Here is a 19,442-nt window from a genome sequence, read left to right as displayed (position 1 = left end):
GCTTGCGTACGTGAGAATCTCACGAGAGTCTTGAATGCGTGACTGCTCGGGGACCGATAGTGACGGCGACCGGACCGCGCTCCCGGCAGGCGGCCCGCGGGAGGCGCTCGTGAAGACCCCGCCTGAGACCACCGACGCGAGCCGGCGCGCTCCGCGGCACACCGCCGCCCCGCGCGCCGGGCACGACCTGGCGGCCGGCGTCCCGGCCGCCGCCGACCGCGCGGCGCCGCCCGGCGCCCCCTCCGACCCGGCGGCCGACCTCGCCGCGGACATGATGATCGACGCCGCCGCCATGGCCGACGCGATGGCCGCCGGGGGTGCGTGCGGGCCGGGCGGCGCCAGGCCGGGATGGGTGTGGGCGCTGCCCGGCGGGCCCGGCTGCGCGAGCCACGCCCGCCGCGTGCTGCGCGACGCGCTCGCCTCGCTCGGCGTGCGGGACGAGGTGATCGGCGACGCGCAGCTGATGGTGAGCGAGCTGGCCACCAACGCCCACCAGCACGCCGGCGACCACGGTCCCCACGAGCTGTGGCTCTACCTCGGCGACCCGCCCGGCGCCGGGCCCCGCGCGTCCGGCGTCCCGGCAGGTCCCGGCGCCCCGGCCGGCGCCGAGGTGCGGTGCGCCGTCTTCGACGCCCACGTCGACGCGTCGCTGCCCGGCTACTCGTGGACGTCCGGGGACTGCGGGCGCGGTCTCAGCATCGTCCGGGAGCTGTCGCGGGGGCGCTGGGGCATGCTGCGGACGCTGTCACGGCTCGGCCCGGGCGTCCGGGGGAAGGCCGTCTGGTTCGCCGTCCCGGTGCGCGGCGGCGTGAAGCAGCCGGTCCCCGGTCTCTAGTCGCCTCCCGGCTCCGTCCTGGGCCTCCAGCGCGGGGGCGATGTCGGTGACCATCGACAGCAGCGACCTGGTCAGCAGCGTCTGCACCTGCGCGCGGTCGAGGGTCCGCTCCTGGAGCCACTGCCGCGTCGCCGCGTCCGCGAGCCCGGAGTAGATGCGCAGGACGGCCCGCAGCGTGCCGGTCGGGGCGGGCACCCGCAGGACGGCGAGCATGTGCTCGACCGTCCGGTCGCGGAACCGGTTGACGATGTGGAGCAGTTCCGGGTCCTGCCCGAAGCCCTCCGCGTCCAGCGCCGCGAACCAGGTGGTGGCGTTGCGCTCGGCGGTGTCGAGGAAGAGGTTCACGCACAGCTCGACCGTCTCGGGCAGCGTCATCCGCTCGTCCGGCGGCGGGGCCTGCACCGCCGCGGTGGCCGTCAGGCCCTGGACGACCTTGAGGAACAGCTCCCGCTTGGTGCCGAAGTAGTAGTGGATGAGCCCGCGCTGGACGCCGGCCTCGCGGGCGATCGCCGCGGTGGCCACCTCCGCGTACGGCAGTTCGGTGAACATGCGGCGCGCGACGTCGAGGATCTGGTCGCGCCGCTCGTCGCGCGGCAGGCGCTGGTAGCGGGCCTTCGGGCTCCGGGTGTCGCCCGGGCGCGGCGTCGCGGCTCCGGCGGCCTCGCCGCGCGGGGCTGCGCGTCGCTCCATACCGACCAGTAGACCATCTCATTGGCGTATCGCCAACATGGATCGGCACTTCGCCGATAGACGGCCGGGTCGAGCGCGTCCGGCCGGTGTGCGATCCTGGGCGGGCGACGGACGCGGAGGAACCCGGTGCGAATCCGGGGCTGTCCCGCAACTGTGACCAGGGGAGCCCCCCTCGACGCGGCCACGGCACCACGAGGTGCTGGAAGGCCGAGGGGGAGCGGTGATCCGGGAGCCAGGAGACTCCGGCCGTCGGACAGGCACCGCCACGGGCGTGGACACCCGAGGAAGGACGACGAGACGTGCGATCTGCGTCGGCGACGGACGCCGGCCGGCCGGAGAGGCGCGCCCGCGCGCGCTACCCCTTCTCCGCCGTCGTCGGAATGGCCGATCTGAAGCTCGCCCTGCTGATCAACGCGGTGTCGCCGGGCGTCGGCGGCGTGCTGGTCCGCGGCGAGAAGGGCACCGCGAAGTCGACGATCGTGCGCGCGCTGGCCGGGCTGCTGCCCCCGGTGCCGGTCGTGCCGGGCTGCCGCTTCTCCTGCGACCCGGACGATCCCGACCCGGCGTGCCCGGACGGTCCGCACGGTTCGGGCGAGGCGGGGACCCGGGCGGCGCGGCTGGTCGAGCTGCCGGTGGGCGCGTCCGAGGACCGGCTCACCGGCTCGCTGGACATCGAGCGCGCGCTGACCGAGGGCGTGAAGGCGTTCGAGCCGGGCCTGCTCGCGGCGGCGCACCGCGGCGTCCTGTACGTCGACGAGGTCAACCTCCTCCATGACCACCTGGTCGACCTGCTGCTGGACGCGGCGGCCATGGGCGAGTCGTACGTGGAGCGCGAGGGCGTCTCCGTCCGGCACGCGGCGCGGTTCCTGCTGGTCGGGACGATGAACCCGGAGGAGGGCGAGCTGCGCCCGCAGCTGCTGGACCGGTTCGGGCTGACCGTCGAGGTCGCCGCGACCCGCGATCCGGCCGAGCGCGCCGAGGTCGTCCGGCGGCGGCTGCGGTTCGAGGACGACCCGGACGGCTTCGCGGCGGCCTTCGCCGCGGACGAGGCGGACCTGGCCCGGCGGATCGCCGCCGCCCGCCGCCGGCTGCCCGGCGTGGAGCTGACCGACGCCGCGCTCCGCCGGATCACCGCCGTGTGCGCGTCGTTCGAGGTGGACGGCCTGCGCGCCGACCTGGTGACGGCGCGGGCCGCGATCGCGCTGGCCGCCTGGCACGGCCGCGACGCGGTGACGGCGGACGACGTCCGGACCGCGGCACGGCTGGCGCTGCCGCACCGGCGCCGCCGCGACCCGTTCGACGCGCCCGGCCTGGACCGGCAGAAGCTCGACGAGGTGCTCGACGAGCACGGCGACGACCCGGAACCGCCCGACGACCCGGGACCTCCCGGCGACGGGCCGGGCGGCCCGGACGGGGGAGGCGGCGTTCCCGACGACGGCCCCGGACAGGACGCGCCCGTCCCGCCGCCGGCCGGCGCGCCCTCAGAGGAGACGCCGCAGTCCGCGGAGAGCGGCGGTTCGGGGCGGTCGGGCGAGAGCGAGCCCGCGCCGGCGGACGCCGCCTACAAGCCGCGCCTCTTCACCGTTCCCGGGCTGGGCGAAGGCGCGCCGGGACGGCGGTCCAAGGCGCGCAGCCCGTACGGACGCGTGTCAGGTGCACGTCCGGGGGCGCGCGGGCTGCACCTGACGGCGACGCTGCGCGCGGCGGCACCGCACCAGCGCGCGCGGGGACGCACTGGTTCCGGTCTGGTCGTGCAGCCCGAAGACCTGCGCGAAGCGGTCCGCGACGGGCGGGAGGGCAATCTCGTCCTGTTCGTCGTCGACGCCAGCGGTTCGATGGCGGCGCGCAAGCGGATGCGCGCGGTGAAGGGCGCGGTCCTCAGCCTCCTCCTCGACGCCTACCAGCGGCGCGACAAGGTCGGCCTCATCACCTTCCGGGGCCGGGACGCGGACCTGGCGCTGCCGCCCACGTCGTCGGTGGAGGCCGGGGCCCGCCGCCTCGACGCGCTGCCGACCGGGGGCCGCACCCCGCTGTCCGCCGGACTGGCGCGGGCCGCGGAGGTGCTGCGGGTCGAGCGGCTGCGCGACCCGGCCCGCCGCCCGCTGCTGGTCGTGGTGACGGACGGCCGCGCCACCCACGGACCCGACCCGTCGGCGGCGGCCGGGCTGCTCGCTGGCGTCGCGTCGGTGGTCGTCGACTGCGAGTCCGGGCCGGTGCGGCTCGGCCTCGCCGCAGCGCTCGGCGCCCGGCTCGGCGCCGAGGTCGTCCGGCTCGACCGCCTCGCCGCCGACGCGCTCGCCGGGGTCGTCCGCGACGCGCGGAACGTCGCGTGACGCCGGCCGAGGCCCGCGCCTGGCTCTGCGCGCACCTGCGGCCCGTGCTGGAGGACGAGCTGGCGGCCGGAGCCGAGGCGGTCGGGTTCGTGTCGGGGCTGGACAACGCGCTGGCGGTCACGGCGCCGCAGGGACCGCCGAGGGACTACCCGGCTCCCGTGACGTTCTGGGACGACTTCCCCAAGAGGGGCAACCCGTACGGCGTGGGCGGCGGCTACACCTGCCCGGAGCACGGGCAGCTCCTCTACCTGGTCGGCGGTTCGGCCATCGCCGTCAACGACAATCCACGAACGGGGCGCTGAGATGCCGCAGGGCAAGCCGGAGTACGTGCCGGACGACGGGCTCACCACCAGGCAGCGCCGCAACCGGCCGCTGGTGATGGTGCACACCGGCCCGGGCAAGGGGAAGTCGACGGCCGCGTTCGGGCTCGCGCTGCGGGCCTGGAACCAGGGCTGGCCGATCGGGGTGTTCCAGTTCGTCAAGTCGGCGAAGTGGCGGATCGGCGAGGAGAACGCGCTGCTCGCGCTGGGCCGCCTGCACGAGCAGACCGGCGAGGGCGGGCCGGTGTTCTGGAACAAGATGGGCGAGGGCTGGTCGTGGATCCAGCGGCCCGGCACCGAGGCCGACCACGAGGCCGACGCCCGCGAGGGCTGGGAGCAGATCAAGCGCGACCTGGCCGCCGAGACCTACCGCCTCTACGTCCTGGACGAGTTCACCTACCCGATCAAGTGGGGCTGGGTCGACGTCGAGGACGTCGTCGCCGCGCTGGCGGACCGGCCGGGCAACCAGCATGTGGTGATCACCGGCCGGGACGCGGACCCGCGGCTGATCGAGGCCGCCGACCTGGTCACGGAGATGGCCAAGGTGCGGCACCCGATGGACGGCGGCCAGAAGGGGCAGAAGGGCATCGAGTGGTGAGCGTCCCGCGCCTCGTCGTCGCGGCGCCCTCCTCAGGCAGCGGCAAGACGACCGTGGCGACCGGCCTGATGGCCGCGTTCGCGATGCGCGGCCTGCGGGTCTCGCCGCACAAGGTGGGCCCGGACTACATCGACCCCGGCTACCACGCGCTCGCCACGGGCCGCCCCGGGCGGAACCTGGACCCCTGGCTGGCGTCCGAGGACCTGGTCGTCCCGCTGTTCCTGCACGGCGCGGAGGACGCGGACATCGCGGTCGTCGAGGGCGTGATGGGCCTGTACGACGGCGCCGCCGGCCTCGGGCCGTCCGACTCGGCCGGGGGCGGGGACTACGCGTCCACAGCGCACGTCGCGACGCTCCTGGACGCGCCGGTCGTGCTCGTCGTGGACGCGTCCGCCGCCGCGGGGCGGTCCGTCGCGGCGCTCGTCCACGGGTTCCGGTCGTTCGGGACGGTCCGCGTCAGCGGCGTCGTGCTGAACAGGCTCGGCTCCGACGGCCACGAGCGCATGTGCCGTGAGGCCGTCGAGGAGCTCGGGCTCCCCGTCCTGGGAGCGCTGCGCCGCAGCGACGACGCCGCGACGCCGTCCCGGCACCTCGGGCTGATCCCGGCCGCCGAGCGCAGCGCGGAGGCGGTGGACACCGTCCGGCGGCTGGGCGAGCTGGTCGCGTCCTCGTGCGACCTCGACGCCCTGCTCGCGCTCGCCCGGGAGGCGCCGGAGCTGGACGCCGCGCCCTGGGATCCGGCCGAGGCCGTGCCGGAGAAGCACCCAGGACGGCCCCGGATCGCGGTGGCGGGCGGGCCCGCCTTCACGTTCGGCTACGCGGAGAACGAGGAACTGCTCGAAGCGGCGGGCGCGGAGGTCGTCCGGTTCGATCCGCTGCAGGACGCGGGCCTGCCCAAAGGGACGCGCGGAGTCGTCGTCGGGGGCGGGTTCCCCGAGGTGTACGCGGCGCAGCTGTCGTCCAACGAGCCGCTGCGCGAGGAACTGGCGGCGTTCGCCGACGCGTCCCGGCCCGTGTACGCCGAGTGCGCCGGACTCCTCTACCTCGCGGAGGAACTCGACGGCGCGCCCATGTGCGGTGTGCTGAATGGCGCCAGAGCGGCCATGGCCCCGCGGCTGACGCTGGGTTATCGTGCCGCGGTGGCGGTGGCCGACTCGGTCGTCGCCCGCGCGGGCGAACGGGTGCACGGGCACGAGTTCCACCGCACGGTGACGGACCCCGAGCGCGGGGAGACCGCCGCCTGGCAGTGGTCCGCGTCCGGCCCGGTCGGCTTCGTGCGGGGCGACTGCGTCGCGTCCTACCTCCACGTGCACTGGGCCGGATCGCCCTGGTTCGCCAGCCGGATGGTCGCGGCCTGCCTGTGACGGTCCCGCCTGCGGGCATGGAGGGGAGCGGTGTGGACGTCTTCACCGGGAGCGTGCGCCTGGAGGCGGGGCGCCTCGTCCTGCGCCCGTTCGGGCTCGACGACGCGCCCGACCTGATCGAGGTGATCCGTGCGGGCGAGGACTTCCTCCCGCCGAACTTCCCCGACGCGCTGGAAGCTGAGCCGCTCGCCTGGTTCCTGCGCGAAGGCGTCCACAAGGTGCACCGCTTCGGCCTCGGCATCCATCTGGCGGTGACCGACCGCGAGACGGGCGGCCTCATCGGCACCATCGGGCTCTTCAAGGTGGACTGGACTCAACTGACCTGCGAGGTCGGATACGGGGTGCGGTCAAGCGCGCGCGGGCGCGGGTACGCGACCGAGGCGCTCACCCTCGTCTCGAACTGGGCGCTGCGGGACTGCGGGCTGTTCCGGGTCGAACTGCGCGCCCTGACCACGAACCACGCCTCGATCCGGGTCGCCGAGAAGGCCGACTACGTGCGCGAAGGGGTCGCGCGGGGCGCGGAACGCGACGCCGACGGCGTCAACCGGGACATGTTCGTCTTCAGCCGCATCGCGCCCGATCTCCGGCAAGGTGGTCCGGCATGCTGACCGATCCGGGGACGCGCGGCGCGCCGCGTCCCGGGCCGGGCGCGCCCTCCGGGAGGCTCGACGCCCACGACCAGGAGGGACGGGCATGACCGGGACACACGCGACGGAAGCGCCGGCGGTACGGCGGACGCTGGTGATGCACGGCGCGGACGCGGCGGACACCGCCCGCCGCATGCTGCCGGGACTGCCGGACGACTGCTTCGTCCCCGCCGGCCTCGACGCGCTGGGCACCGCGGTCGGGGAGGGGCTCGCGCAGATCGTGCTGGTCTCCGGCGTGGACGAGCAGGCCGCGATCGCGGGCGGCGTCCCCGCCCTCGCCGCGATCACCGCGGACATGGACGGCGGCCCGGCGCTGGCGGCCGAGGTCGAGGCGGCCGGGACGCCGCGCCGCGCCTACGAGCTGTGGGAGGCCGCCGGACGGCTCGGGCCGTGCGGGCGGGAGCTGTGCCGCCGTACCGCGGGGGAGCTGGAACGTCTCGCCGCCGAGGCGGCCGGGTCAGCCGAGAGCCCGGTGGCGGCGCAGGTCGTGCTGGTCGACGCGAAGGGAGAGCGCATGGTGGGAATGTTCGGGCGGATGGCGCGGTAGCCGTGCTCACGGTCAGCGGCCGTGACGGCGCGCCGCGCTCAGGGACGGCCCTTGCGGCACGGGCCTTCGCGCTGGCGGGCGTGCCCCGGGACGATGCCCTCGTCGTGTCCGCCGCAGAGTTCCGGCGCGCGGTGAACGCCTGCCGTGCGCACCCCAAGGTGGCCGTCCTGACCGCCCCCGGCGCGGGACCCGCCGAACTGGGGCGCGCACTGTTCCCGCAGACGCCTCGCTCGTTCATCGTGTGCGAGGACGTGGACGGGCCTTCCCAGCGCGTCGTCCACGTCCGTCCGGCAGAGGCGACCACGCGGCCCTGGCACAAGCCGGACGTGGTCCTCGTGCTGGACAACCGGCGAGCGGGGGACGCGCCAACATGGATCGCGGGCCTCGCCCTGAGGGAACCGGTCTGGGCGCTGGCTCAGGACGACTTCGACGGGGAGCCGGCCTTGACGCCCGAGGCGCGTGCGTTCGCCTTGGCCAAACTGGGGCCCCGCACAGGGGACATGGTGTGGGACATCGGTTCCGGCGACGGCTCGGTGGCGATCGAGTGCGCGCGGTTCGGCGCTGCGGCCGTCGCCCTCGACCGTGACGACTCCGTCTGCGTCCGGCTGCGGGAGAACGTCCGCAGGCACGGCGTCCGGGTCGCGGTGTCGCGAGGCGAGATCGGCACGGTCGTGGACCACCTGCCCGTCCCCGACGCCGTCTTTCTGGCGGACGCGTCCCCGAAGGCCCTGGCGACCTGCGCCGCGCAGGCCCTGCACCGCCTCGTCGTGACGGCACCGGCCGGCGCCGTCCCCGCGCTCATGGACGTCCTCGCGGGCCACGGCTTCACCGCGCACGCCACGACCCTCCAGACGATCCCGCTCGTCGGCGACGCGGAGCCGCCGTCCCCGATCACCCTCATCTGGGCCGAACGCCCCGCCCCCGTCGCCGAGACGCCCGCCGCGAAGCGGATCAGGGGCATCGAGACGCTCTCGCCCCCGCCCGGACGCTCGGTCCTGTGACGCTGGTCATCGGCGTCGGCGCGTCCAGCCGGGCGGACGCGCGCGAGATCGGCGAGCTGATCGGCGCCGTGCTGGCCCGCGACGACCTGCGCGGCGAGGACGTCGCGTGCGTGGCGACCGTCGAGGCCCGCGCGGGCACGGGCGGTGTCCGCGATGCCGCCGAAATGCTCGGATTTCACCTCGTCGCCTACTCTGTGGGCGTGCTGGCGCAGGTGGCGGTGCCGAACCCGGCGGAGGGCGTACGGGCCCGGACCGGGACGGCGAGCGTGGCCGAGGCGGCGGCCCTGCACGGGGCCCGCTCCCTCGGCGGCGACGCCCGCCTCGTCGTGGCGAAGCGCGCGACCGCGCGCGTCACGGCGGCGGTCGCCCGGATCGTCCCGGCGGCGCCCCGCGCCGCGGGCGCGCCGGCCGCCGCGGGCGGCCTCCGGATCACCGGCGAACCCGGTGAACCCGGTGAAGCCGGGTCATAGCGACCGGCGACCCGTGAAACCCTAGGTGCCCGACGACGAACCCCCGGCGACCGCGAGGACCGACCGTGACCCACCCGACCATGATCAATCCGGAGGCGCAGTGACCGTACGCCAGCCCCACCCGATCGAGGTCCGGTCCTACGAGATCCTGCGCTCCCGGGTCGACCTGTCGCCGATGCCGCCGCTGTGGCGGGCCGTCGCGGAACGGGTGATCCACGCCACCGCCGACCTGGAGTACGCGGTGGACCTGGTCACCACGGAGGACTTCCTCGTCCAGGGCTGGTCCGCGCTGCGCGCGGGCGCCCCGATCGTCACCGACGAGCACATGACCGCCGCCGGGATCAGCGCCCGCGAGACGGCCTGCCACGCCGACGACCCCGCCGCCGCGCGGATGGCGCGCGCCGCCGGGATCACCCGGCCCGCCGCCGCGGTCCGCATCGCCTACTCCGAGGTCGGGCCGGGCGCGGTCTGGGTGGTCGGCTCCGCGCCCGAGGCGATCTTCGAGATCATCGCGCGCCGGGTCCGGCCCGCGCTGGTGGTCGGCACGCCCGTCGGCTTCGTAGGGGCTGCCGAGGCGAAGGAGGCGCTGCGGGCCAGCGGGCTGCCGCAGCTCAGCAACGTCTCGGAGAAGGGCGGGCCGGCGGTCGCCGCCGCGGCCGTCAACGCGCTGCTCTACTTCGAGCAGGCCCCGCAGCCCTTCGGCCAGGGCGCGTCCTCGCACGGCCAGGGCGCGTCCTCGTACGGGCAGGGCGCGCCGTCGTTCGAGCAGGGGGCGCCGTGATCGGGCAGAGGCCGGTGATCGCCCCACCCGAGGACGGCGCCGACGAGGTCGACCTGCGCCACCACGGTGACGCCGAGGTCGGCGGCGGGCTCGCCGACTTCGCCGTGAACGTGCGCACCGGCATGCCGCCCGCGTGGCTCGCCGACCGGCTCCGCGCGTCCGTCGCCGACCTGGCCGGCTACCCCGACCCGCGCCCGGCCCGGCGGGCCGTCGCGCGGCGGCACGCCCGTGCCGCCGAGGAGGTGCTGCTCACCGCCGGCGCCGCCGAGGCGTTCGTGCTGCTGGCGCGCGTCCTGACGCCCCGCAAGGCGGTCGTGGTGCACCCGCAGTTCACCGAGCCGGAGGCGGCGCTGCGGTCCGCCGGGCACGCGGTGGAGCGGGTCGTCCTCACCAAGGACTTCACCCTCGACCCGGCCGCCGTGCCGGACGACGCCGACCTCGTCGTGGTCGGCAACCCGACCAACCCCACGTCGGTGCTGCATCCGGCCGCCGCGATCACCGCGCTGGCCCGGCCCGGCCGGACGGTCGTGGTGGACGAGGCGTTCATGGACTGCGTCCCGGGCGAGCCGGAGACCCTCGCGACCCGGCTGCCCGCCGGGATCGTGGTGATCCGCTCGCTGACCAAGACGTGGGGCCTCGCCGGGCTGCGCGCCGGATACCTGCTCGCCGACCCGTACCTGGTGAGCCGCCTGGCGGACGCGCAGCCGCTGTGGGCGGTGTCCACGCCCGCGCTGGTGGCGATCGAGGCGTGCTGCGAACCGGCCGCGATCGCCGAGGCGGCGGCCTGGGCCGCCGACCTCGCCGCCGAACGCGACCGGCTGGCCGGCGAGCTGACCGCCCGGGGCCTGTACGTGGTGCCCGAGGCGCGCGCGTCGTTCCTGTGCCTGCGGGTGCCGGACGCGCTCGGCATCCGGGCGCTGCTGCGGCAGCGCGGCTACGCGGTCAGGCGCGGGGACACCTTCCCGGGCCTCGGCACCGACTGGCTGCGGATCGCCGTGCGCGACCGCCCGTCCAACGACGCTCTGCTGGAGGTGCTCGGTGAGCTGGGAATCTGAGGGAGACGACGTGCCGGACAAGGAAGCGGGCGGCGTGATCGAGGAGACGCTGGCCGCCATCGCGCCGCCCGACCGGGCCGCGATGGACGAGGCCCGCGACCTGCAGGGCCGCCTGACCAAGCCGCCGGGGTCGCTCGGCGTGCTGGAGGAGGTCTCGGTCCGGCTCGCCGGGCTGGCGGGACGGTGCCCGCCGCCGCTGCCCGAGCCCGCGGCCGTCGCCGTCTTCGCCGCCGACCACGGCGTGCACGCACAGGGCGTCACCCCGTGGCCACAAGAGGTCACCGCGCAGATGGTCGCGAACTTCGTGGCGGGCGGGGCGGTCGTCAACGCGTTCGCCAAGCAGGTCGGCGCCCGCGTCACCGTCGTGGACATCGGCGTCGCCGCGCCGCTGGAACCGGCGCCCGGCCTGCTCTCCCGCAAGATCGCGCCCGGCACCGCCGACATGACGGCCGGTCCCGCGATGACCGCGGACGAGGCCCGCCGCGCCGTCGCGACCGGCATCGAGGTGGCCCGCGAGCTGGCGGGCCGGGGCGCCCGCTGCCTGATCACCGGCGACATGGGCATCGCCAACACCACCGCGTCCGCCGCGCTGATCGCCGCGTTCACCGGCCTGCCGCCCGAGCGGGTCACCGGCCGCGGGACCGGCATCGACGACGCCACCCACGCCCGCAAGGTCGAGGTCGTGCGGACGGCCCTCGCCCGGCACGGACTCCTCGACGGCGCGGGCTCCCGCGACCCGATGGACGTCCTGGCGGCCGTCGGCGGCTTCGAGCACGCCGGGATCGCCGGGTTCGTCCTCGGCGCGGCGGCGCTGGGCGTGCCGGTCGTGCTGGACGGGGTGATCGCCGGATCGGCCGCCCTCGCCGCCGCCGCGCTGAGCCCCGACGCCCTCGCCGGCTGCGTCGCCGGGCACCGCTCCGCCGAACCCGGCCACTCCGCCGCCCTCGATCATCTCGGGCTGCGCCCGCTCGTCGACCTGGAGCTGCGGCTCGGCGAGGGAACCGGTGCCCTGCTGGCGTTGCCGCTGGTCCAGGGCGCGGTGCGGGTGCTGCACGAGGTCGCCACGTTCGACTCGGCCGGCGTCACCGAGAAGGAGGCGGCGCCCCGTAACGACCTGATCTCGGAATGAGTCACGCTCGGCTATCGAACGGCCGGAGCCCCTCTCCATGAACTCGCCAACCCGAGTACCTTTGTTCCGCAAAGACACTTGTCCGTCACCGGCGTCCGAAAGAATCACCACGTGCCCCCGTACCTGCTAGGTCTGCGCCTTCGAGGGCGACGCGTCCTCGTCGTCGGCGGCGGCCGGGTCGCGCAGCGCCGCGTCCCCGCGCTGCTGGACGCGGGCGCCGAGGTCGTCCTCGTCTCGCCCGAGGTGACCGCCTCGCTGCAGGGCCTCGCCGAGGCCGGCCGCATCGCCTGGCACGCGCGCCCCTACCGGCGCGGCGACTGCGCGGGCGCCTGGCTGGTGCAGGCCGTCACCGACGACGCCAAGGTCAACGGGGACGTCGTCGCCGACGCGGAGGCCGCCCGGATCTGGTCGGTGCGGGCCGACGACGCCGAGTCGTCCCCGGCCTGGACGCCCGCGAGCGGGCAGGCCGGCGACGCCACCGTCGGGGTGCTGCTCGGCGGCGACCCGCGGCGCGCCGCCGGCATCCGCGACGCCGTCGTGGACGGGCTCCGCGACGGCGCCCTGGAGTCCCGGCACTCCCGGCGCAAGCCGTCCGGCGTCGCGCTGGTCGGCGGCGGCCCCGGCGACCCCGGCCTGATCACCGTCCGCGGGCGGCAGTTGCTGGCGATGGCCGACGTCGTCGTCACCGACCGGCTCGCCCCCGGCGGGCTGCTGGACGAGCTGGCCGCCGACGTCGAGGTGATCGACGCCGCGAAGATCCCCTACGGCCGGACCGTCACCCAGGACAAGATCAACGACTACCTCGTCGAGCACGCGAAGCAGGGGAAGTTCGTCGTCCGGCTCAAGGGCGGCGACCCGTTCGTCTTCGGCCGCGGCGGCGAGGAGGCGCTGCACTGCGCCCGCAACGGCGTCCCGGTCATGGTGGTGCCCGGGATCAGCAGCTCGGTCGCGGTGCCGTCCGCGGCCGGCATCCCGGTGACCCACCGCGGCGTCGCGCAGGAGTTCCACGTCGTCTCCGCGCACGTCCCGCCGGGGCACCCCGAGTCCACCGTCGACTGGGAGGCGCTCGGCCGCGCCCACGGGACGCTCGTGCTGCTCATGGCGGTGGAGCGGATGGCGCTCATCGCGCCCGCCCTCGTGCGCTATGGTCGGTCGTCCGACACGCCGGTCGCCGTCATCCAGGACGGCACCCTCCCGGGCCAGCGGACGCTGACCGCGACGCTGGGCACCGTGGCCGACGAGATGGCCGCCGGCGGAGTCCGGCCCCCGGCGATCGTGGTCGTGGGCGACGTGGTCGACGTGGCGCGAGAGATCGACATGATTCGAGCCGACTTGGGACGGGATCCGTGACACCCCCCGCAGAGCGAAGCGCGGTCCACGACGAGGAGGCGGGCACCGGACGCGGAAGCGAGGACTCCGCGAAGCCCGCGTCCGGGAACGCCATGCCCGAAGAGCACGCGCCCTCCGGCGCCGCGACGGTCCGGCAGGGCGAGCTGGTCAGAGCGCTGACCGCGCTGCGCGAGCAGCTCGGCGCCTTCGACTTCCTGCTGGACGCGCCCGGCGTCGAGGAGGCCCGCGAGGCCCGCGACGAGCTGCGCAACCAGCTCGACGACTACGTCCTGCCCCGCCTGCAGGCGGCGGGCGCGCCGATGCTGGTGGTCCTCGGCGGGTCGACGGGCGCGGGCAAGTCCACGCTGGTCAACACGCTCGTCGGGGCCCGCGTGAGCGCCACCGGCGTGCTCCGCCCGACCACCAGCAGCCCGATCCTGGTGTGCCATCCCGACCACGTGCGGTGGTTCATGGAGGGGCCGCTGCTGCCCGGCATGGGCCGCGTCCGCGGCCCGGCGCCCGACGCCATCGCGGGTGACCAGCTGGTCATCATCGCCAGCGAGGCCCTCCCGCCCGGCCTGGCGCTGCTCGACAGCCCCGACTTCGACTCCGTCTTCGAGGACCACTACGAGTTCGCCACCAAGCTGATGGCGGCCGCCGACCTGTGGCTGTGCGTCACCACCGCCGCCCGCTACGCCGACGCGCAGGTGTGGCAGATGCTCCAGCGCGCCAAGGAGAACGGCGCCACCATCGGCGTCGTGCTCTCCCGCGTCCCGCAGGGCGACGGCCCCGGCGGGCGCGCCGGATCGGTCGGGCAGGGCAGCTCCGACGTCGTCGAGCACTTCGGCGAGATGCTCGACGAGCACGAGGTCGGCGACGCCCGCCGCTTCACGATCCCCGAGACCCGGATCGAGGAGAGCCGGCTGCCCGAGGAGACCGTCGAGGACATCCGCGCCTGGCTCACCGGCGTCGCCGAGGACGTCGAGGACCGCGAGGTCGTCATCAGCGACACCCTCGCCGCCGTCCTCGACAGCTTCCGCACCCGCGTCCCCGAGCTGGCCCGCCAGGTCGAGGCGCAGGTCGAGCAGCGCGCCGAACTCGCCCAGCAGGTCGAGGCCGCCTACGGCACCGCCCTCGCCGAACTCGACGAGGCCACCCGCAACGGCTCGCTGCTGCGCGGCGAGGTCCTCGCCCGCTGGCAGGACTTCGCCGGCACCGGCGACCTGCTGCGCGCCCTGCACGTCCAGCGCGCGCGCCGCGGCCGGGGCTCCAACCGGCGCCGCCGCAGCCCCGCCCGTGTGCGCGCGCTCAAGGCCGCGCTGCGCAGCGGCCTCGAATCGCTGATCATGTCGACCGCCGAGCACGGCGCCGAGCAGGTCGTCGCCCGCTGGCGCGCCCACCCCGCCGGCGGCACGGTGCTCGCCGGGCGCGGCGACGAGATCGGGCACGTCTCCCCGGAGCTGTCGCGCCGCGTCACCCGTGCCGTCAGCTCCTGGCAGGACCACGTCCAGGAGCTGATCCGCACCGAGGGCGTGACCAAGCGCTCGGTCGCCAAGCTCGTCTCGTTCGACACCGAGGCGGTCTCCCTCGTCCTGATGATCGGCCTGCTCGGCTACGGCACCTCCGACGTGGCCGTCGAAGGCGGCAACAGCGCCGTCCCGCAGCGGCTGCTGAAGGCGCTGTTCGGCGCCGAGTCGCTGCGCGGCATGGGCGCCAAGGCCCGCGCCGACCTGCGCAGCCGCATCGGGATGCTGTTCGACGAGGAGGCCATCCGGTTCGGGCAGGTGCTCGACGGCGCCGGCATCCCCGACGAGACCGTCCCCGTCCAGCTGTACCAGGCCACCTACAACCTCGAGGTCGCCCGATGACCACCTCGGCCCTGCCCGCCGGCTCGCCGACGAGCCCCGGCGGCATCCCGCTCCCCGCCACGGACGTCCCCGGCGCGCCCCCGGCGGTGCCCGCCGAGCACGCCCCGCACGCCGAGCCCGCGGCTCCCACCCTCACCGACCGGCTCAACGGCCTGGACCGCCTCGTCCAGGCCGGCACCGGACGGCTGGACCGGCCCCTCCTCGACGACGCCGGAGCGCTGCTCGACCGGGCCGGCCAGCGGCTGCGGCTGTCCGGCGAGCACACCGTCGTCACCCTCGCCGGCGGCACCGGCAGCGGCAAGTCCTCGCTGTTCAACGCCATCTGCGGGCTGGAGCTCTCGCCCACCGGCATGCGCCGTCCCATGACCTCCAAGGCGCACGCCTGCGTCTGGGGCCTCGACGGCGCCGGCCCCCTGCTGGACTGGCTCGACGTCGACAAGCGGCACCGCTACGCCCGCGCCAGCGCCCTCGACCTGGAGCGCGCCGACAGCTCCCTGCAGGGCCTCGTGCTGCTCGACCTGCCCGACCACGACTCCATCCAGGCCATGCACCGCGCCGAGGTCGACCGGTTCGTCGCGATCGCCGACCTGCTCGTCTGGGTCGTCGACCCGCAGAAGTACGCCGACGCCGCCCTGCACCGCAACTACATCGTCCCGTTCGCCCGGTACGCCGGCGTCACCCTGATCGTCCTCAACCAGGTCGACCGGCTCGCCCCCGACGAGATCGACGACTGCGTCGCCGACCTGCGCCGCCTCCTGGAGGCCGAGGGCCTCGCCCAGCCGCGCATCATCACCACCTCCGCCGTCGCCGAGGACGGCGTGCACGGTTTCCGCGACGTCCTCGTCGACACCGTCGCGGCCCGCCGGGCCCGCAGCGAACGCCTCGCCGCCGACGTCGACCGGATCGCCGAGCGCTTCGCCGACCACCGCTTCGACGCCGAGCCCCCCACCACCGTCGACGAGGGGCGCCGCACCGAACTCGTCCAGGCCCTCACCGACGCCGCCGGCGCGCCCGCCGTCGCCGAGGCCATGGAGAGCGCCTACGAGCTGCGCGCCGCCGACTTCGTCGGCTGGCCCGTCAGCGCCCTGATCACCCGGCTCCGCTCGGACCCGCTGCGCCGGATGCGCCTCACCGAGCTGCGCGAGGAGCTGCGCAACGCCTTCACCGGCCCCATCGGCGCCCAGCAGGGCGACGTGGACAACGCCCTGGCCGGCGTCACCGACGGCGTCACCGGCGAGCTGCCCGTGCACTGGGCCCGCTCCGTCCGCGCCGCCGCCCGCTCGCACGCCACGGAGATCCCCGAGGCGCTCGGCGAGTCCCTCAAGGAGGCGCTTCCCACCTTCAACCAGGTGCCGCGCTGGTGGTGGCTGGTCAAGACCTGGCAGTACTTCCTGATCCTGGTCGCCGTCCTCAGCGTCGTCTGGATCGGCGTCCTGGTCGCCTACGGCGTGCTCAAGGTCGGCGGGGACGACCCGAGCGGCTTCATCGGCCGGTCCGGCCTCATCCCGTACGTCGCCGTCCTGGTCGTCTGCACCCTCGGCATGGGCTGGCTCACCTCGTCCGCCTGCCGCAACCTCGTCGCGCTCTCCTCGGCCAAGCACGGCGACAAGATGGAAGAGCACATGCGCGAGGGCATCGAGCGCGTCGCCCGCGACAAGGTCATCGAACCCGTCGCCGCCGACCTGCGCGTCTACGCGGGCTTCCGGCACGATGTGGACATCGCCCTGGGCCGCCCGCCCGCATAGTTATCCACATTTTCCGCAGGACTGTCGCGGACGGTGACGGCTCCGGCACTGTTGGTTCCGTAAGTCGCGAACCAACGGAGGACCCGTGAACGAAGCGCACGTCACCGTCATCGGCTGGACGGCCGCCGAGCCCTATTACACCGTCACCGGCAACGGCACGCCGTTCCTGTCCCTGCGGGTCGGGTGCACGCCCCGCCGCTACGACCGCGAGGCCGGCTCCTGGCAGGACCTCGACACCATGTTCCTGACCGTCAACTGCTGGCGCGGCCTCGCCGACAACGTCAACGCCTCCGACTTCCGGCGCGGCACGCCGGTCCTGGTCACCGGCCGGCTCCGCGTCCGCCAGTACGAGCGCGACGGCCAGTGGCGGTTCTCCGCCGAGATCGAGGCGAACACGGTCGGCCACGATTTGGGCCGGGGCACGGCCGACTTCCGCCCCGTCCAGCGGGGCGGCGCCCTCACCGACGAGGACCGCCAGGCCGCCCGCGACGCCGCCGACCAGTGGGCCCTGACGGCCCCGCCCGACGCCGAGGGCGGCATCCCCGCCGAGGCCGCCCCTCAAGCCGCCTGACCCGGGGGAGCGGTACCTCCGCCTCAGGTCGTCCCCACAACGAAAAAGCACCGCCGCACCGCCCCAAAAGCTCGCAAGGTAGCAGCACAAGGGCGACAAGGGTGGCGTTGCGTGAAGATCCTTGCGCGATGAGTGAGGTGGAGTGTGCGCACAACACCGGCGGGCGCCTGGGCGTCCGGGATTCGCGGTCGGACGGGGGCGCGGCCGGCAGGTCGGTCACTGCCGGTCTTTGCCCCCGCACCGTCGGGGTCCTGCGGCCCGCCTAAATCCAGGAAACGCCGCGCATGGTGTTGCCCCCCTCAGGATGTGCCGAGGTCCGCCGATCCGCGGCCTCCTCTGCATGGTGCCCAGAACGGTCACCAGCATGTCCCCTACCGAAGGTACCTGTTTCCCGCCCGTTCCGCACACGTTGCAACTATCGTGTTACACAACGTGATGCGTGTAAGGGGGAAGGATGACGGCAGTGCAGTCGTCCGCCGAGGACCGGGGCGGGGAACTCACCCGCGTGCCCCGCCGCCGATCGCTTCTGGGGCGTCCGTCCCTGCTCGTGGTCTATGTGCCGGCGGTCGTCGCCGTCCATCTGGGGTTGATCGTCGCCCTGCTGTTCCGCACGCCGTTCCGCCTCCACGACCTGGCGACCTTCGCGGCGCTGCTGGCGTGCGGCGCGGTCTGCATCGAGGCCACCCGCCGCCTCGGCATGCCGGCGGGGGTGGCGCGGGACCTGCTGTCGGCCTGGTGGCTGCCGGTTGCGCTGCTGCTACCGCCGCTGTACGCGCTGCTGATCCCGATCCCCCTGCAGGTGCTCCTGCAGTTCCGGGTGCGCCGGACGCTCGTCTACCGAAGGGGCCTGGTCGCCTCGGCGCTCGGCATAGCCGGAGCCTGCGCGTCGCTGGTGTTCCACCTGGTGGTGCCGCAACCCCTGGGGGGCGCGCCGCAGTGGGTGGTGCAGGCGTATCCGGGCATCCCTGCGGCGGTGGGGTGCGCGGCGCTGTTCACCATCGTGAACACTGCGCTGGTCGCGGTGGCCGCGCACGCCGCCAACCCCGAGAGCCGCTGGCGGGACGTCCTCTGGACGCGCGAGAGCCTGCTGCTGGACGTGGTGGAACTGTGCGTCGGCATCCTCGTCGCGATCACGAGCGCGCTGACGCTCGGGCTGCTGGTGCTGGCGCTGCCGCCGGTGATGCTGCTGCAGCGCAGCCTGATGCACCAGCAGCTGCAGGCCGCCGCGCGCACCGACGCCAAGACCGGCCTGCTGAACGCGGCGGCCTGGCAGCGGGAGGCCGACACCGAGCTGTCCCGGGCCCAGCGCACCCACGACGCCCTCGCGCTGCTGCTGATCGACATCGACCACTTCAAACGGGTGAACGACACCCACGGCCACCTGATCGGCGACCAGGTGCTCGTCGGCGTGGCCAGCACCCTCTGCCACCAGCTGCGCGACTACGACCTGGTGGGCCGGTTCGGCGGCGAGGAGTTCGTGGTCCTGCTGCCGGGCGCCGACACCGTCGAGGCGTGCCGGGTGGCCGAGCGCCTGCGAGGCCGCGTCCGCCGCCTCGCCGTCCCCGCGGAGGAGGGCACCGTCACCGTCACGGTCTCGGTCGGCGTCGCGCTGTTCCGTACCCACGGCGAAGACCTCATCGAACTGCTCGCAGCGGCCGACCTCGCCCTCTACCGCGCAAAAGAGTCCGGCCGCGACCGCGTCTGCCTCCCCGCCGTAGACACCCCCCGCCCCGACGACACCTGATCCCCCAACCTCCCCACCGACCCGCCCCGCCTACCCGGCCCCCGTCTGCTCAGCCCGCCCACCCCTACCGGTCCGCGCCTACGCAGTCCCGTCCGCTAGACCCACCAACTCACCCGCGCCTCCAACCCCTACCTATCCAACCCGCCCCGCTCGCCGGTTCGCGCTTGCCGGCCCGCTAATCCGACCCGCCTACCCGTCCCCGCCTATGCGGCCGCCCCCGCCTACCGGCCGCGCCTGCGACTCGCCTACCAGCCCGTCCGCCACTTGATCCGTAGCCCCGCCTACTCGGCCCCGCCTACTCGGCCCCGCCTACTCGGCCCCGCCTACTCGGCCCCGCCTACTCGGCCCCGCCTACTCGGCCCCGCCTACTCGGCCCCGCCTACTCGGCCCCGCCTACTCGGCCCCGCCTACTCGG

Annotated in this window: 18 protein-coding genes and 1 riboswitch; of the genes, 17 read left to right on the top strand and 1 reads right to left on the bottom strand. The window is 75.1% G+C overall.

Annotation, left to right across the window (positions count from 1 at the left end):
- The first annotated feature begins 109 nt into the window (after positions 1–109).
- Positions 110–835, top strand: coding sequence for an ATP-binding protein (locus J4557_RS34450; protein ID WP_243776811.1), 726 nt, complete (start codon positions 110–112; stop codon positions 833–835).
- On the opposite strand, the gene J4557_RS34445 is transcribed toward J4557_RS34450, so the two are convergent.
- On the bottom strand, positions 746–1,525 hold the full coding sequence (locus tag J4557_RS34445; protein WP_208270965.1) for a TetR/AcrR family transcriptional regulator: 780 nt from the start codon (positions 1,523–1,525) through the stop codon (positions 746–748). The two genes, J4557_RS34450 and J4557_RS34445, sit on opposite strands and share 90 nt — an antisense overlap.
- A gap of 116 nt (positions 1,526–1,641) precedes the next feature.
- Positions 1,642–1,768, top strand: a riboswitch (cobalamin riboswitch).
- 137 nt (positions 1,769–1,905) lie between these two features.
- Here J4557_RS34445 and J4557_RS34440 point away from each other — a divergent pair.
- The 16 genes from J4557_RS34440 (at position 1,906) to J4557_RS34365 (ending at position 19,027) form a co-directional block, all read left to right on the top strand.
- The gene (locus J4557_RS34440) at positions 1,906–3,858 is read left to right on the top strand and encodes a putative cobaltochelatase (RefSeq protein ID WP_208271078.1); all 1,953 of its coding nucleotides are present in this window, start codon (positions 1,906–1,908) and stop codon (positions 3,856–3,858) included.
- A complete protein-coding gene (locus tag J4557_RS34435) occupies positions 3,855–4,160 on the top strand; it encodes a hypothetical protein (protein WP_208270964.1) in 306 nt (101 codons plus the stop codon). The genes J4557_RS34440 and J4557_RS34435 overlap by 4 nt, the downstream gene beginning before the upstream one ends.
- 1 nt (position 4,161) lies before the next feature.
- A complete protein-coding gene (cobO, locus tag J4557_RS34430) occupies positions 4,162–4,776 on the top strand; it encodes a cob(I)yrinic acid a,c-diamide adenosyltransferase (protein ID WP_208270963.1) in 615 nt (204 codons plus the stop codon).
- On the top strand, positions 4,770–6,140 hold the full coding sequence (locus J4557_RS34425) for a cobyrinic acid a,c-diamide synthase CobB (RefSeq protein WP_208270962.1): 1,371 nt from the start codon (positions 4,770–4,772) through the stop codon (positions 6,138–6,140). Before cobO ends, J4557_RS34425 begins: the two co-directional genes overlap by 7 nt.
- A 32-nt stretch (positions 6,141–6,172) precedes the next feature.
- Positions 6,173–6,748, top strand: coding sequence for a GNAT family N-acetyltransferase (locus J4557_RS34420; protein WP_307800374.1), 576 nt, complete (start codon positions 6,173–6,175; stop codon positions 6,746–6,748).
- A gap of 85 nt (positions 6,749–6,833) precedes the next feature.
- The gene (locus J4557_RS34415) at positions 6,834–7,334 is read left to right on the top strand and encodes a hypothetical protein (RefSeq protein ID WP_208270960.1); all 501 of its coding nucleotides are present in this window, start codon (positions 6,834–6,836) and stop codon (positions 7,332–7,334) included.
- Between the two features lie 2 nt (positions 7,335–7,336).
- The gene (locus J4557_RS34410) at positions 7,337–8,335 is read left to right on the top strand and encodes a hypothetical protein (protein WP_208270959.1); all 999 of its coding nucleotides are present in this window, start codon (positions 7,337–7,339) and stop codon (positions 8,333–8,335) included.
- Positions 8,332–8,805, top strand: coding sequence for a cobalamin biosynthesis protein (locus J4557_RS34405; RefSeq protein ID WP_208270958.1), 474 nt, complete (start codon positions 8,332–8,334; stop codon positions 8,803–8,805). Before J4557_RS34410 ends, J4557_RS34405 begins: the two co-directional genes overlap by 4 nt.
- A 100-nt stretch (positions 8,806–8,905) precedes the next feature.
- Positions 8,906–9,586, top strand: a complete 681-nt coding sequence (locus J4557_RS34400) for a precorrin-8X methylmutase (protein WP_208270957.1) — start codon at positions 8,906–8,908, stop codon at positions 9,584–9,586.
- Complete coding sequence (gene cobC, locus J4557_RS34395) at positions 9,583–10,641, top strand: Rv2231c family histidinol phosphate aminotransferase CobC (protein WP_307800373.1); 1,059 nt, start codon at positions 9,583–9,585, stop codon at positions 10,639–10,641. Before J4557_RS34400 ends, cobC begins: the two co-directional genes overlap by 4 nt.
- A gap of 10 nt (positions 10,642–10,651) precedes the next feature.
- Positions 10,652–11,770, top strand: a complete 1,119-nt coding sequence (gene cobT, locus J4557_RS34390) for a nicotinate-nucleotide--dimethylbenzimidazole phosphoribosyltransferase (protein ID WP_307800372.1) — start codon at positions 10,652–10,654, stop codon at positions 11,768–11,770.
- A gap of 111 nt (positions 11,771–11,881) precedes the next feature.
- Entirely contained in the window at positions 11,882–13,120 is a 1,239-nt protein-coding gene (gene cobA / locus J4557_RS34385; protein WP_208270956.1) for a uroporphyrinogen-III C-methyltransferase, read from the top strand.
- Entirely contained in the window at positions 13,117–14,967 is a 1,851-nt protein-coding gene (locus tag J4557_RS34380) for a GTPase family protein (protein ID WP_243776810.1), read from the top strand. Before cobA ends, J4557_RS34380 begins: the two co-directional genes overlap by 4 nt.
- Positions 14,964–16,712, top strand: a complete 1,749-nt coding sequence (locus tag J4557_RS34375; RefSeq protein ID WP_243776809.1) for a GTPase family protein — start codon at positions 14,964–14,966, stop codon at positions 16,710–16,712. Before J4557_RS34380 ends, J4557_RS34375 begins: the two co-directional genes overlap by 4 nt.
- A gap of 85 nt (positions 16,713–16,797) precedes the next feature.
- Positions 16,798–17,283, top strand: coding sequence for a single-stranded DNA-binding protein (locus J4557_RS34370; protein ID WP_208270955.1), 486 nt, complete (start codon positions 16,798–16,800; stop codon positions 17,281–17,283).
- 454 nt (positions 17,284–17,737) lie between these two features.
- Complete coding sequence (locus J4557_RS34365) at positions 17,738–19,027, top strand: sensor domain-containing diguanylate cyclase (protein ID WP_208270954.1); 1,290 nt, start codon at positions 17,738–17,740, stop codon at positions 19,025–19,027.
- Positions 19,028–19,442: the final 415 nt, after the last annotated feature.

Source organism: Actinomadura nitritigenes, assembly GCF_017573545.1.
Classification (GTDB): Bacteria; Actinomycetota; Actinomycetes; order Streptosporangiales; family Streptosporangiaceae; genus Spirillospora; species Spirillospora nitritigenes.
This window is presented reverse-complemented; position numbering and strand designations above follow the sequence as displayed.

Coding starts and splice junctions, on each gene's coding strand:
- J4557_RS34445 (WP_208270965.1), bottom strand. CDS start 1,525: ATGGAGCGACGCGCAGCCCCGCGCGGCGAGGCCGCCGGAGCCGCGACG.
- J4557_RS34440 (WP_208271078.1), top strand. CDS start 1,906: ATGGCCGATCTGAAGCTCGCCCTGCTGATCAACGCGGTGTCGCCGGGC.
- cobO (WP_208270963.1), top strand. CDS start 4,162: ATGCCGCAGGGCAAGCCGGAGTACGTGCCGGACGACGGGCTCACCACC.
- J4557_RS34415 (WP_208270960.1), top strand. CDS start 6,834: ATGACCGGGACACACGCGACGGAAGCGCCGGCGGTACGGCGGACGCTG.
- J4557_RS34375 (WP_243776809.1), top strand. CDS start 14,964: ATGACCACCTCGGCCCTGCCCGCCGGCTCGCCGACGAGCCCCGGCGGC.
- J4557_RS34365 (WP_208270954.1), top strand. CDS start 17,738: ATGACGGCAGTGCAGTCGTCCGCCGAGGACCGGGGCGGGGAACTCACC.